Here is a 14,004-nt window from a genome sequence, read left to right on the forward strand (position 1 = left end):
CGTACCACCGGCGGCGCCGGCGCGGCATCGCGACGCCGCGCGGCCGCTACGCAGACCGCGGGACCGCGCTCAGCTCACGCCGCGCAGGTCTTCGCCCACTCCGGATCGAAGCCCTTGCTCTCGGCGGCGAGCTGGCGCAGATCCTGGTAGCACTCCGACAGCAGCAGCCCCGGGATCTGGTCGAGCGTGAGGCTTTCGGTATAGCCGTCCTCGTTGCGCACGAACTTCAGGCTCAGCAGGGCGACCGGCTTGTTCTCCTCCGGGAAACTGCTGCCGCTGAACTCGATCACGGCCGTGATGCCGAGCGCGCGATAGGTCTTCTCGTAATCGTTGAACCAGCTTTCGCCGTGGTTCGCGCGCGCGTAGCCGAGCTTCTGCACGCGGCTGCGCAGGGTGAAGTTCGGCAGCACGTAGCCCTCGAAGTCCTTGAGCTCCTGCATCGGCGCCCGTTCGGCCGGCAGGCGGTAGACGCCGCGGCCGAACAGCGAGAACAGCGGAATGACTTTGTAGTCGCTCAAGTGCTGCTGCCAGCGCTCGGCCAGTTCCGCCGGCAGAGTGAATTCGTGCGCGATGCGGATCCGGGCCGAATCGGCAACCGTCACGGCATTGTCGTCGACGTCGGTCAGCGAACCGTCGTCGAGCGGCCGGAACGTCGCGCGGATCTCGCCCCCGGCTACGACGGCCCAGACGAGACGCTGCACGAGATGGCGGACGATCGGATGCAGCAGCAGATAGCGGTTCCAGTCCTCGAACGACCATTCGCGCTGTGTGCAGAGCGCCTCGTAGAGACGCTCGGTCTGCTGCGCGAGCACGGTCTTGACGGCTTTCTTCGCGTCGGACCAGGTCTTCTTCGATTCCTTCGCGAGCGCCTCGTCGTCGTCCCTGCGCGGGTCGGGCAGCGCGGCGAGCTTCTTGCCGGTTTCATCCTTGAGCTCGATGGTCAGGTCCGGCATCAGCCGCGCGACGAATTCGCGGTCGCCATAACTCAAGGTCAAGGTGCCCGTCTCGTCGAAGCCCGCTGCAGGAATCGTACGGTCGGCGAGTTCGGCCACGGTCCAGCCGCGGCGCTCGGCCAATGCCTCGACCTGATGCGCGGCTTCTTCCTGGATGCCCTTGGTGCGGAAACGATTGCCGACCGCGAGCAGCAGCTGCACGGCCGCCGGCTCGGGAATCCAGGCCAGCATCGCGACCAGCGCCTTGCAGTGTGCGGCGCGCGTGCCGTAGTAGTCCTTGAGATAGCGCGCGACGACCGGAACGGCGCGCGCACCGGCACACGCCGCTGCCAGCGCGAGGATGCCCTTGCTCGCAATCTCGGTGCCGGCCGGCTGCTTGAGGTATTTCGGCAGCAGCGCCTCGTACAGCTGCTCGACGGTGTAGTCCTTCTGCGGGCTGCTCGCGTAATACTGCGGATACTGCGTCATGAACTGGTGCGTGCTGCGCGCGCTTTCCTGCGCCGCCTTCCTGGCCAGCTCCGGGCTGATCGGACTGGTGTCCGCGGCGATCCAGGCCTCGAGCAGATGCTGACCGAGCGCTTCGCGGGTGCGCGGCTCGAACATCGCGCAGTACTGGCGCAGCAGCGCATGCGGTTCCGGCGTCTTCAGCCTGACCGCCTGGATGACCATGCCGCGGATCAGCACCGGATCGACGGCCTGCGCCGTATCCGCCCAGGCCACCGGCGGCAGTGCGTCCCAGTCGACCCAGTCCAGCTCCTTGCCGGCACCCTTGGCCCAGGCTTTCTCCGCGTCCTTGGCCAGCGCCTTGCGATCGACGAACGGCGCCGCGCTGCGGCCGAGCGCGATCAGGGTTTCGAGCTGCGCGCCCTTGGCCGCTTCCTGTTTCTCGGCTTTCGCGGCCTTCTCCAGCGCCGGCACGGCAGCTTCCAGTTTCAGATCGCGCACCCAGCCCGCCGCCGCGGCGCGCACGTCGGCCTTGCCGTCGGTCAGCGCGGCGATGACGAGACCGTCCCGCTGCGGCAGCCGCGCGAGCACCTCGCGCGCCGGACCGCGCTGGGCCTTGGGCCCGGTCAGCGCGAGCTCGAGCAGCCACGTAACCAGTTCCGGCGGCACCTGCGGCAGCAGGCCCAGGGCGCGGAAGCGCGCGCTGTGATCCGCCGTCGGATAGTTCTGCACCTTCCACTTGAGCTCGTGCGTGACCGCATTGAGATAGTGCGCGAAGAACGGCCACAGATCCTCGGCGCTACGATCGCCGGCGCGCGGGCGCTCGCGCACGTTGCCGAACGACTCCAGCAGCTTGCCCGTCGTCGCGCCCATCGCCGTCAAGGCGAGCGCGTATTCCAGCATCGCCGGCCGGCCGGTGCGGCGGCGCAGCCGCTCGATCGCGCCGGTCGCCTGATACATGAGCCAGCCCGACGGATTGATCAGCAGACCGAAGTAGCGATAGAGCTTCAGCAGCAGCACCGGCGATACGCCGTCGCGCTCCGGCAGCCGTTCCAGCGCCGTATAGACGACCTTTTCGGCCACGTGGTGCAGCTTGACGGTCGACCCCGGACTCGGCTCCGCCGCCGTGAGGTAATCGCGCAGTTGCGCGCGCGTCGCCGCGGTCATGACCGGCGCGCGATGCGCTTCGATCGCGATGCGCGCATTCGCCTGTTCGATGCCCGTGTCGACCTCACGCCAGAAGTCATCCAGCAGCGCCGCCAGCGACGCATCGTCCGGCACGGCCCACGTGATGACCGGAACGGTATAGGCATTGACCGGCCCTTCCTGCACCGTCGCGTCGCGCGCGTCCCATTCCGCGAGCAGCGCTTGTACCGACGCCGCCTTGTCGGCGCGCGCGGTATCGCGCACGAACTCACGCAGGGCCGCATCGTTGCGCCGCCGTGCGACGTCGTCGAGGAACCGCAGCGCCTGCAGCCGCTGGTCGGGCTTGGCGCTGCGCGCGACCTCGCGCAACCTGGGCAGCGCCTCGTCGATGACCCGCCAGACCAGGCTCTGCGCCTGCGCGCTGACCTGCTTGCTCGACGCACAGGCCAGCTCGGCCAGCGGCGCCGCGAACGGCTTCAGGCAATCGCTCGTCAACGGCGCCAGCAGCGCCAGCACATGCAGCCGCTGCGCCGCATCGGCCGGCGCGAGATGCGGCAGCACCCGATCCGCATAGCGCAGCAGCGCCTCACCGAAATCGTAGAGCGCGCCGACCGACCGGGCACAGCTCTCTACGTGCTTGTGATGCTCCAAGGGCGTCGCGACCGCGGCGACGACGAGGGTCGACGGATCGAGGCCGTCCGCGACGAGCGCTCGCTCGAACATCGCCGACGTGATCTTCCGGAACAGCGCCCGCTCCGGCCACAGCCGCGACCAGCCGAGCATCTGATGAATCAACGCCTCGGCCCAGCTCGCCCGCGCCGGCACCTGCAACGCGCCCTTCCAGAGATACGAATTTTCCAGCACCGCGGCGACGATCTCGCCCCAGCGGACCAATGCCGCCGGATCAATCGCGCCGACGTCCGCGTAAACGGCGTCCAAGGTGCGCGCGTAATGGTTGGCGCTGTTGGCGATCAGCAGATCGGACAGCTTGGGTTGCCTGCCGAGCCTCGCCGGCAACCCGGCCGGCTCGCCGTCGGCGACGTAGCGCGCGATATCCGCGAGCGAGACCGTCTCCGTCAGTCTTCGGTCGGCATCGGCGGCGGGCGCCAGCGCGTCGATCAGTCTTGCGGCCCAATCGGCCGATGCCATCGCCGGCACGCTGGCCGGCTGTTCCGCTGTTGCAATCGTCATGAGTCCCCCGAGGCTCGCCCCTGCGAACCGGTCTGGGGGACTTTACGGGTAATGGGTTACTGGAGGAATGGCGGCGAGTACTTGTTGCGGTTGGGTCGGAGTAGCGACCTGTCCCCCGAGGAAGATGCGCTCCTTTTCTCCCAATGAATCGACTCGAGGTAGCTCCGTGGACATGTACTGCTGTCAGGAATAGGGTGTCACCAAGGCCGCCGGATCCGGCGGCGGAAAACGCACGCCTGGAGCTCAGAGATGGCACGCATTGTAGATCTGCTCACCTCTACGGCACGAGCTAGCGACCACGTCACCGGAACGGAGATCCGAGAGGGCAAGATCGTTGGCTTTTCGGAATCTGTTCGAGATGGGCGCGCGACCGTTGTCGATCGTAAGGCCGATGGCTCATTGACCTACATCTTCAGTGGTCCGACACCCACTAACGAAACCGGCACCGAAGAAGCCTGTGGGCTACTGGTGCAATGGTGGAGTCGGGGCGGTCAGCAGTGGACGCTGGTTGCCGTCGACCCGATGCCTCTCCATACCGATGCCGTTGCGGAAAGCGCCGATGGCGCACGCGTAAACATTCAGGTTGTCCGGGCAATGACTGCCAACGACTTCTGGCATGAAGCTGACCACGAAGGCCAGGTATCGCGTCAACACAGCTGCTCCGACCTGGCGGAGCTGATTCGCGGATCCATCGCGAAGAAGACCCGGATTCCCAACGAGCATCGGCCAGGCATCGTGCTAGTTCTCAATGCCTTGGATACATCGGCGCTGGCTTTCCCAGATGTCGTCCACGCGTTCAAGGCAGCCCACGGTGAGTGGGTCCGATCGCTTGGTTTCGCTGAGGTCTGGGTTATCGGGCAAGCGTCGGGCGGTATCTTGCGCCTCGATTAAATGGCTCGCTACAACTTGCGAACCCGAATGGCGCTCGTATGCGGAAGCAACTGTGAAAGGTCGACACTCTCGGCGGCAGTAAACATAGAACGGGGTCAGGTTCGAATGGCACTGGCTTAACGCCAAGCCCCCTGACTGGAAAAGCAAAGCCGGCTCGCAATGCCAAGGTGGAGTTACCAGACAACACCCGCAGCAAAGGAGCGGCTCGATGCATCCAATGCGCAGCACCCGCGTGCGGCAACGGCACGCGTTACGGCGTGGGCTTCGTTCGATCGACGCGTATGCTGTCTTCGATCTGCTGACCGACCGCACGCGCACCTGATTCTACGTGTGCCATTGGCGCCGTGAGAGCCGGCCGTGTGCCGAAGGTACGGTTCGTCTATCGACCTCTCTTTTCCATCGCTTCAAAATATTGGTCCAGTGCCGGCATCCCGCCGCTGTCTTCGATGGCTTGTGTGATCCGCTCCATCTGATAGGGCGCGATGGTGGTGGGGACAACCGTCACGTTCGCGCCTTTTGTCAGGCGGACTCGCCGAAAGGCGAAGGGGAGGCGAAGCATTCCGTTGCTCATGTAGATTTCCAGGCCAGGTACCGAAAAGGCAAAAAACGGTCGGCTGTCGATATATACATTCAGTGGCGAAAGCACGCCCTGACCAAGAAGATCCACCCTGCTGAGAATGCTGACTTGGATTCCCGTCGCCCATGCGTCTCCAGGCTTCAGCAGGGATAGCCGAATCGACTCGGCTTTCTCGTCAACTCGGATCTCTTTGTGTTCTGGTCGCTCAGAAAGGTGTGCTCGGAAGAGCATCTGGACGCATGCACGATGCAGGAGTGAAACATCCGCCGGCGCTTCGACGATCGTTTGTGACGCGCCTTCACCTGCGGCAATCCGCGATGACTCGACATGGCGTGAGAAACGGATTAGCTCTTCATCTGCGAGCTGAGAACTTGCCTCGCATTGTCGGCAGACGACGCGAACGTAGCCCAGGTCTGGCGACTTGTTGACGCGACTCTGGGGGCCGGTTGCGAGTTTGGCCAACGGACCTTCTGCCACCAGGGTAGCCCCAAGAGCTCGAGGGAACAGGTGGGACTTCGCGAGCTTCGGCACATTTGCTAGGCACAGTCCGCACATGGGCATAGGGGCGATTTCCTCGCAAATCGTGAACACTTCGATAGGTGATTGGCTTCTCTTCCGCCCCGCCTACAGGGAGCTCTGGAGGACCGGAGACGGAGGTAAGGTTCACTTCTTACCCTTCGACGAGCCCGCTGAAAGTGAACCTGACCCGCCCCAGGGATAATGAATCTGCCCTCCCAAAGAGCAAAGTAACGACGGCAACCTACTAACTCGTACTTTAGTCTCTGGATGGCTGGTAGGGACGCGAGGTAACTTGATTGCAGCTTCACTCCGAGGGCTGCAGACATGGAAGCAACTGGCTCATTCCATCCCCTCATTGCAGAAAGTGCAGACGCCAATAGCGTCCTGTTCGTCTTCACCGCCGATACCGCCCTCCAGCGCCGCGCGATCCATGACGAGGCGCTGCACCGCCTCGGCGCGGCCACCGCGCTGAGCGATGCACTGATGACCGCGAAGGTCGAGGCACACGGCCCCTGGAGTCATACGGTATTGCTGGAAGCCGTTCACATCCTCGCTCGTGACGCGCAAGGATTGCTCTCGGTCATGAGCACAGACGATACGAACGCGTAAGGCGCCGGTTGGCAAGCAGCGTCTGGAGGCATGGCGTTCATCGCCATGGCCCACCGACCGGACCTGTGGTCGCGCCGCCGAGTCGGGGAAGCCGCAAAAGCAAACGGCCCGGATCGCCCGAGCCGTCTTGCTTGCCGATGACTCCCTGCGGCACAAGGTGTTCATCTGCGGACCGAAGCCGGCAACCGCGCCTCAATTCGCCGGCTTCACCCGCGCCGCCGAGTTGTAGCCCTCCACACGCAGCCACCATTGGCCGAACGATCCGCGTTCTATCGTGACGGCGGGACGGTCGAGCGCGCGCGTGACCAGCGAGCTCTCGTCGCTGACGCGCCACTGCTGCCCGTTCTCGAGCGTCAATGTCGTGCCCGGGCGCCAGCCGTTGAACGTGCCGGCGATGCGGCTCGACACGCGCTCGTCGCTGGCTTCCGCGACCTTTTCGGCGCGCCGCTTGTGCACCGGTTCCGCGGCGGCGGCGGTCGCGGAGGGAATGTCGGAGGCGGGTGTCAGTGCGCGGAGATCGTCGGCATGTTCGATCATGAATCGCTCGAGGACCGCGATTTCCGCCGGCGTGGCGCGGTCGAGTCCGGCCTCGCGGAACTTGGGCCCCATGAGCTGCTCGAGACGGGACTTCGCCGGGTCGGCGTCGGCGGTGGCGGCGAATGCCAGCGCCGCCAGCATAACGCCGACGGCGGAACGGATCAGGGCGTGGCGCATGGTTCGTCCTTCGTAGGCCTCATGGGTGCGGTGTGCGGATCTTGCGCATCGTGGTCAGTTTCCACTGGCGACGGGATCTTCGTAACACTCGGAATGCACGCGTAGCAAGACGTCAAGCCAGTACCGCATCGTCCACCGCCATGCAGTCGCTTGAGTTGCATTTGCACGGTGAATCACTGCCCGCACCCTGCAAGCTGCCTGCGGGCATAGTGATCGTCGCCGTAGCTTACCAACCGGGTGCACGCAGGCACGCCGCGAGTCAGTGAAATCAGCAAAAGCAAAACGGCCCGGATCGCTCCGGGCCGTTTTGCTTGCAGATAAGCTGGCGACACGACAGCGCGTGCCGTGCGTCGCCGCTGCGCTTACTTCACCCCATGCATGAACTTGTTGATCAGCGGCGCGATCAGGAACAGGAACACGCCCGCGCCGGCGAGCAGCCAGAAGCTGAAGGTGAAGCCTTCGAGCGCCGAAGCGACCGTCATGCCGCTTTCGCCGCTGACGTGGCCGGCGAAGATGCCGGACAGGTTGTTGCCGATCGCGGTGGAGAGGAACCAGCCGCCCATGGCCAGGCCGACGTAGCGCACCGGCGCGAGCTTGGTGACCATCGACAGGCCGATCGGCGACAGGCAGAGTTCGCCGACGGTCTGCAGCACGTAGACCACGACGAGCGGCCAGAACGGGATCTGCTCGGCGGTGACGAGGTGGGTCAGCGCGTACATCAGCAGCAGGAACGCGACGGCGTTGAAGATCAGGCCGAGGCCGAACTTGCGCGGGATCGACGGTTCGACGTTGCGCTTGGCGAGCACGCCCCACGCGATCGCGACGATCGGCGCGAGCACGACGATCGCGGTCGGGTTGACCGACTGGAACCAGCCGACCGGGAAGATCCAGCCGCCGAACATCTCGCGGTCGACGATCTTCTCGGCGAGGAAGTTGAACGAGCTGCCGGCCTGTTCGAAGAAGCACCAGAACAGGATGTTGAACGCGAACAGGGTCAGCATCGCGATGACCTTGTCGCGCTGCACGGCGCCTTCGCGCAGCGCCTCGACGAGCAGCATGACCGCCAGTGCGATGAACAGCAGGCCGAGGATCCAGGCCAGCACGTCGGCGCCGGCCTTGGCCATCAGCAGGTAGACGACCGGCACGGCGAGCAGGCTGCCGCCCAGCACCATCAGCAGGTCCTTGCCGCCGTTGCGGCCGGCCGGCGGCTGGCCGAGGCCCTTGAGCTGGCTGCGGCCGAACCAGAACCACACCATGCTGACGAGCATGCCGATGCCGGTGGTCAGGAACACGATCTTGTAGTTCTGCTGCATCGGCGTGTCGGTGATCACGCTGGCGAGCCAGCCGGTCAGCAGCGGCGAAACCAGCGCGCCGGCGTTGATGCCCATGTAGAAGATCGTGAAGCCGCGGTCGCGGCGCGCGTCGCCGGTCGCGTAGAGCTGGCCGACCTGCGTGGAGATGTTCGGCTTGAACAGGCCGTTGCCGACGATGATGACGGCGAGGCCGGCCAGGAAGATCTGCTGGTTCGGCAGCATGATCATGAAGTACCCGACCGCGGAGATCACCGCGCCGAGCAGGATCGACCGCTGGTAGCCGATGATGCGGTCGGCGACGTAGCCGCCGAAGATCGCCGTCGCGTAGACCAGCGCGAGGAAGGCGCCGTAGGTGCGGCTCGCATAGCTTTCGCCCGACGGATCGCCGCCGAAGAACTGCGCGACGATGTACAGGGTCAGCGCCCAGCGCATGCCGTAGAAGGCGAAGCGCTCCCAGAACTCCGTCATGAACAGCATCCAGAGCGGACGCGGGTGACCCAACATGTCCGTGAAGGCCGGTGGCTGCGAGGGAGCGGGTGCGGTACTGCTGGACGCCATGGTGTTCTCCGGCCGGCGCGGGGCGCCGGTCTAGGGCTGAGGCTGGACAAAAGAAAGCGCCGCAGGCCCGGCGCAAAAGCGCGCAAGGTTTAACCGCCGCTGCGGCCTCAAGTCAAACACGGGAAATGCTGCGCTGCGCCATTCCGGCGCACCCAAGGGAACACGGAGAACCGTCAGTGCGCGACGGAGCGCTCGACTCAATGGAGCGGCCGAACAGTGCGCACGAGCGTATCGCCGGGCGTTGCGCGAGCGTCGTGCGGGGCTGCGGGGCTGCGGGGCTGCGGAGGAGAACGGCAGACACCGGGCCGTGCTGATTTTCCCTGCCTCTTCGGCAGCGAAGCCGGGCTTTTCCCCTTCCCCTTCAAGGGGAAGGCCGGGATGGGGATGGGTTTGCTGCGGGGTCTCTCAACCCATCCCCACCCAACCCTCCCCTTGAAGGGGAGGGCTTCAGCGAAGGGAAGGCTTCGAGGGAGAGAGGCTTCGCGCCGGCGATTCCGCAGAACTCAGGTTCCGATCACCGTGCGCACTTCGAACAATTCGGGGAAGAACGTCAGCTCCAACGCGCGTTTGAGGAACGCCACGCCGGACGAGCCGCCGGTGCCGCGGCGGAAGCCGATGATGCGTTCCACCGTCTTCATGTGGCGGAAGCGCCAGAGCTGGAAACTTTCCTCGACGTCGACGAGCTGTTCGCACAGGTGGTAGGCCGACCAGTGCTGGTCGGTGTTCTCGTAGATGCGCCGGAACACGGTCACGAGTTCGGGATGACGCTGGTACGGCTGCGACCAGTCGCGCTCGACGCAGTCGGCCGGCACCGCATGGCCCTGGCGCGCGAGATGGCGCAGGAATTCGTCGTAGAGGCTGGGCGCATTCAGTGCCGCGCGCAGCTGCGCCTGCAGTTCCGGCGCGTGCGCGAACACCGCGATCATGTCGGCGTTCTTGTTGCCGAGCAGGAATTCGATTCCGCGGTACTGGTGCGACTGGAAGCCCGAGGCCGGGCCGAGCACGTGGCGGAACTGCAGGTATTCCGACGGCGTCAGGGTTTCGAGGACGGCCCACTGCTCGAACAGCTGGCGCTGGATCTGCTTGACGCGCGCGAGAATCTTCAGGCTCGGGTCGACGTCGTCGGCAGCCAGGTGCGCGATCGCCGCCTTGAGCTCGTGGATGATGAGCTTCATCCAGAGCTCGGAGGTCTGGTGCTGGATGATGAACAGCAGTTCGTCGTGATGCGCCGGCTGCGACAGCGGCAGCTGCGCCGACAGCAAGGTGTCCAGCTGCAGGTAGCCGCCGTAGCTGACCCGGTCCTTCAGGTCGGTGGTGATGCCGGCTTCGAGTTCTCGCTTGATCGTATCGGTCACGGTCGCTGTCGCTGCTGTCCCAGGAAATCCGGACAAGCATACGCCATCGTAACGGCCGGGCCGGCTATGATGCCGGGCCGTCCGGGCGCGCCGCCGCCGCATTGCTGCGCCCGAACTTGCTTCGCCGCGGTTGCCTTGCTATCTAGGCAGCCCCTCGACCGGCGCGGTCCGTCGCAGCACTGGATCTGCGCCCGCACCGGTCAACGACCCGGCGGCCCCGCGCCGCCGCGTTCCTGCCGGCTGTTGCCGCTGTGCGTTCGTTTTGCACCAGATCTGCGGAGGCTTTCGTGTCCATCGCCGCCAGCTTCGAAATCGAATACCTGCAATACCTCGACGCGGACGGCAAGCTCGTCCGCAACGATCTGCCCGAGTTCGCGCGCGACACGCGCCAGCTCGTCGAGCTGTACAAGACCATGAGTTTCGTGCGCGTGTTCGACGGCAAGGCCGTCGCGCTGCAGCGCACCGGCAAGCTCGGCACTTACGCCTCCTGCCTCGGCCACGAGGCCGCCCACGTCGCGATCGGTTCGGCCATGCACGTCGACGACGTGTTCGCGCCGATGTACCGCGAGTACGGCGCCCAGTTCGTGCGCGGCGTGAAGCCGCGTGAAGTGCTGATGTACTGGGGCGGCGACGAGCGCGGCAACGACTTCTCCGGCCCGGCGCACGACTTCCCGTGGTGCGTGCCGATCGCGACGCAGTGCCTGCACGCGGCCGGCGCGGCGATGGCGTTCAAGATCCGCAAGGAACCGCGCGTCGCGGTCAGCGTGGTCGGCGACGGCGGCTCGTCCAAGACCGATTTCTACGCCGCGATCAACATGGCCGGCGCGCAGACCCTACCCTACGTCAGCGTCATCGTGAACAACCAGTGGGCGATCTCGGTGCCGCGCTCGGCGCAGACCGGCGCCAAGACCCTGGCGCAGAAAGGCATCGCCGCGGGACTGGAATGCCTGCAGGTCGACGGCAACGACCTGATCGCGATGCGCACGGCCATGGACTACGCGATCAAGCGCGCGCGCCACGGCCACGGCGGCATGGTCATCGAAGCCGTCACCTATCGCCTGTCCGACCACACCACGGCCGACGACGCGCGGCGCTATCGCCCCGATGCCGAAGTCAAATCCGCCTGGGAGCGCGAGCCGCTGAAGCGCCTGCGCAACTACCTCGTCGCGCAGAACGCCTGGAGCGACAAGCACGAGGAAACCTGGAAGGCCGAGTGCGAGAAGATCGTCGACGTCGAAGTCAACGCCTATCTCGAGGCCAAGGTGCAGCCGGTCGAGGCGATGTTCGACTACGTCTACGCCGAGCTGCCGGCCGATCTGCAGGAACAGCGCGCGCAGGTGCTGGCGCTGGAACAGCGCAAGCACTGATGCCCGAAGCCCTCTCCCCCAGCGCGAATGCGCTGGGGAGGAGGTCGGGTGAGGGGGAGAAACCTCCGCATACCTCAGCCGCCCATCGCGACGATACGAGCAGAAGAATCAGACAAGAGATCGGCGAGAACCACGGTCTGCAGAAACCGGAGACTTCTCCCCCTCACCCCGACCCTCTCCCCCAAGCGAGCTTGGGGAAGAAGGAGAAAAATAGATTCCGGAGCGTTTTTCATGGCGCAAGTAACCCTGATCGAAGCCCTGACCATGGCCATGGCGCACGAGATGGCCAAGGACCCTTCGGTCGTCGTGCTCGGCGAAGACGTCGGCGTCAACGGCGGCGTGTTCCGCGCGACCGTCGGCCTCAGCGACAAGTTCGGCCCGCTGCGCGTAATCGACACGCCGCTGGACGAGACGACGATCGCCGGCATCGCCGTCGGCATGGCCGCGCAGGGCATGAAGCCGATCGCCGAGGCGCAGTTCGACGGCTTCGTCTATCCGATGGTCGACCACATCGTCTGCCACGCGGCGCGCTTCCGCACGCGCACGCGCGGCCGCCTGAGCTGCCCGCTCGTGCTGCGCGTGCCCTGGGGCGGCGGCATCCGCGCGCCGGAGCATCATTCCGAGGCCAACGAATCCACGTTCACGAACGTGCCGGGCCTGCGCGTCGTCCTGCCGTCGTCGCCGTCGCGCGCCTACGGGCTGCTGCTCGCGGCGATCCGCGATCCGGACCCGGTCGTCTTTTTCGAACCCAAGCGCATCTACCGCCAGTACAAGGAAGAAGTCGCCGACGACGGCGAGGCGCTGCCGCTGGACGTCTGCTTCGTGCTGCGCGACGGCTCGGACGTGACGCTCGTGACCTGGGGCGCCCAGGTCAAGGAAACCCTGGAAGCCGCCGAGGCGCTCGCGAAGGAAGGCGTCAGCGCCGAAGTCATCGACGTCGCGACGTTGAAGCCGCTCGACTTCGACACGATCCACGAATCGGTGAAGAAGACCGGCCGCTGCGTCGTCGTGCACGAGGCGCCGCGCACCGCGGGCTTCGGCGCCGAGATCGCCGCGCGCCTGGCCGAGCACGCGATGTACGACCTCGTCGCGCCGGTCGAGCGCGTGACCGGCTACGACACGCACATCCCGCTGTTCCGCCTCGAAATGAAATACCTGCCGAGCGTCGAGCGCATCGTCGCGGCGGCCAAGCGCACCTTGGCGGCGAGCTGACATGCACGCCGTGCTGCTGCGCGACTACCGCACGCAGTACCGCGACCCCGTGCGCTTCGCGCGCGGCGAACGCGTGACGGTCGGCGCGCGCGACACGGAGTGGCCGGAATTCCTCTGGGCCACCGACGCGGCCGGCCGCAGCGGCTGGGTGCACCAGAGCTATCTCGACGGCGACAGCGGCGACGTCGCCGCCGTGCGCGACTACAGCGCGCGCGAACTCGACGCCGACGCGGGCCAGCGCGTGCGCCTGATCGAACAGGCCGGCGGCTGGTGGTGGGTCGAGAACGCGCAGGGCGCCCAGGGCTGGCTGCCGGCGCGCGACCTGCGCGTCACCGGCAATGATGCGGCCTGACGCCATGCGCCGCGCCGACCGAACATTCCGCCCCGCGCCGGCCGCGCCGCCGCGAGGCGTTCCGCTTGACTCACGATCAGCGCCGGGCCGGCTGCGGCTCCGCGCGGCACCTACGGCACAGGAACGAGGCGACGCATGAGCACGATCAAGACATTTTTCCTGCCGGATCTCGGCGAAGGCCTGCCCGACGCGACGATCGTCGAATGGGCCGTCAAGGAAGGCGACGTCGTGCGCCTCGACGCGCCGCTGGTGTCGATGGAAACGGCCAAGGCCGTCGTCGAAGTGCCGTCGCCGTTCTCGGGCAAGGTCGTCAGGCTCCACGGCAGGAACGGCGACGTCATCAACACCGGTGCGGCGCTCGTGGAGATCGAGCTCGATCCGAACCTGCCGCAGCGCGCCGAAGCGCAGGACACCGGCCATCACCACGGCGCGCCGGCCAAGGCGCCCGAACCCACGTTGCCGAAGGGCGCCGGCGAACCGGTGCCGTCGCATGCGCCGGACAAGGTCATCGCCTCCGACGAAGGCGGCGAGATCAAGACCGGCCAGCCCAAGCCGCGCGAGGACGCCGGCACCGTCGTCGGCGCGATGGAAGCGAGCGACCGCGTCGTCGCCGAGCAGGCCATCTCGGTCGGCGGGGTCAAGGCGATGCCGGCCGTGCGCGCGCTGGCCAAGAAGCTCGGCGTGGACCTGTCGCGCGTCGCGCCGAGCGGCGCCGGCGGCGTGGTCACGATGAACGACGTCAAGGACGCCGCGAGCCGCGGCACCGCGCGCGCCGGCGCCGCCGCGAGCGCGGCGCCCGCCGC

General features: G+C 66.4%; 11 protein-coding genes. 6 read left to right on the plus strand and 5 right to left on the minus strand.

All coding sequences use genetic code 11. The annotated features are described in order from the left end of the window. Positions 1-74: 74 nt before the first annotated feature. The gene (locus NON22_RS11795; protein WP_257387132.1) at positions 75-3,692 is read right to left on the minus strand and encodes a DUF4132 domain-containing protein; all 3,618 of its coding nucleotides are present in this window, start codon (positions 3,690-3,692) and stop codon (positions 75-77) included. A 291-nt stretch (positions 3,693-3,983) separates the two neighbouring features. Between NON22_RS11795 and NON22_RS11800 the strand changes: the two genes are divergently transcribed. Continuing rightward, positions 3,984-4,625 (plus strand): hypothetical protein, encoded by a 642-nt coding sequence (locus NON22_RS11800; protein WP_257387133.1) that lies wholly within the window; start codon positions 3,984-3,986, stop codon positions 4,623-4,625. Positions 4,626-5,004: 379 nt separating this feature from the next. Here the strand turns inward: NON22_RS11800 and NON22_RS11805 are convergent, their stop codons facing one another. Beyond that, the gene (locus tag NON22_RS11805; protein ID WP_257387134.1) at positions 5,005-5,664 is read right to left on the minus strand and encodes a hypothetical protein; all 660 of its coding nucleotides are present in this window, start codon (positions 5,662-5,664) and stop codon (positions 5,005-5,007) included. Between the two features lie 381 nt (positions 5,665-6,045). Between NON22_RS11805 and NON22_RS11810 the strand changes: the two genes are divergently transcribed. Continuing rightward, positions 6,046-6,330, plus strand: a complete 285-nt coding sequence (locus NON22_RS11810) for a hypothetical protein (RefSeq protein ID WP_257387135.1) — start codon at positions 6,046-6,048, stop codon at positions 6,328-6,330. A gap of 192 nt (positions 6,331-6,522) precedes the next feature. Here NON22_RS11810 and NON22_RS11815 read toward each other — a convergent pair whose 3' ends face one another. The 3 genes from NON22_RS11815 to kynA form a co-directional block, all read right to left on the minus strand. Beyond that, positions 6,523-7,044 (minus strand): hypothetical protein, encoded by a 522-nt coding sequence (locus tag NON22_RS11815; RefSeq protein WP_257387136.1) that lies wholly within the window; start codon positions 7,042-7,044, stop codon positions 6,523-6,525. A 362-nt stretch (positions 7,045-7,406) separates the two neighbouring features. After that, complete coding sequence (locus NON22_RS11820) at positions 7,407-8,915, minus strand: peptide MFS transporter (RefSeq protein WP_257387137.1); 1,509 nt, start codon at positions 8,913-8,915, stop codon at positions 7,407-7,409. A gap of 503 nt (positions 8,916-9,418) precedes the next feature. Further along, on the minus strand, positions 9,419-10,270 hold the full coding sequence (gene kynA / locus NON22_RS11825; RefSeq protein WP_257387138.1) for a tryptophan 2,3-dioxygenase: 852 nt from the start codon (positions 10,268-10,270) through the stop codon (positions 9,419-9,421). Positions 10,271-10,557: 287 nt separating this feature from the next. Between kynA and pdhA the strand changes: the two genes are divergently transcribed. The 4 genes from pdhA to NON22_RS11845 all read left to right on the plus strand — a co-directional run. Next, entirely contained in the window at positions 10,558-11,637 is a 1,080-nt protein-coding gene (gene pdhA, locus NON22_RS11830) for a pyruvate dehydrogenase (acetyl-transferring) E1 component subunit alpha (protein WP_257387139.1), read from the plus strand. 231 nt (positions 11,638-11,868) lie between these two features. Continuing rightward, positions 11,869-12,849: an alpha-ketoacid dehydrogenase subunit beta gene (locus NON22_RS11835; RefSeq protein WP_257387140.1), complete on the plus strand. Its 981-nt coding sequence runs from the start codon at positions 11,869-11,871 to the stop codon at positions 12,847-12,849. Position 12,850: 1 nt separating this feature from the next. Next, positions 12,851-13,201, plus strand: a complete 351-nt coding sequence (locus tag NON22_RS11840) for an SH3 domain-containing protein (RefSeq protein ID WP_257387141.1) — start codon at positions 12,851-12,853, stop codon at positions 13,199-13,201. A gap of 135 nt (positions 13,202-13,336) precedes the next feature. Further along, the coding region (locus NON22_RS11845) for a biotin/lipoyl-containing protein (protein WP_257387142.1) at positions 13,337-14,004 on the plus strand (668 nt) is incomplete at its 3' end.

Source organism: Tahibacter caeni, from assembly GCF_024609805.1.
Lineage (GTDB): Bacteria > Pseudomonadota > Gammaproteobacteria > Xanthomonadales > Rhodanobacteraceae > Tahibacter > Tahibacter caeni.

Bases quoted from the DNA above. Each gene is read 5' to 3' on its own strand.
- NON22_RS11795 (WP_257387132.1), bottom strand. From the start codon at position 3,692: ATGGCATCGGCCGATTGGGCCGCAAGACTGATCGACGCGCTGGCGCCC.
- NON22_RS11800 (WP_257387133.1), top strand. From the start codon at position 3,984: ATGGCACGCATTGTAGATCTGCTCACCTCTACGGCACGAGCTAGCGAC.
- NON22_RS11810 (WP_257387135.1), top strand. From the start codon at position 6,046: ATGGAAGCAACTGGCTCATTCCATCCCCTCATTGCAGAAAGTGCAGAC.
- NON22_RS11815 (WP_257387136.1), bottom strand. From the start codon at position 7,044: ATGCGCCACGCCCTGATCCGTTCCGCCGTCGGCGTTATGCTGGCGGCG.
- NON22_RS11820 (WP_257387137.1), bottom strand. From the start codon at position 8,915: ATGGCGTCCAGCAGTACCGCACCCGCTCCCTCGCAGCCACCGGCCTTC.
- NON22_RS11835 (WP_257387140.1), top strand. From the start codon at position 11,869: ATGGCGCAAGTAACCCTGATCGAAGCCCTGACCATGGCCATGGCGCAC.
- NON22_RS11840 (WP_257387141.1), top strand. From the start codon at position 12,851: ATGCACGCCGTGCTGCTGCGCGACTACCGCACGCAGTACCGCGACCCC.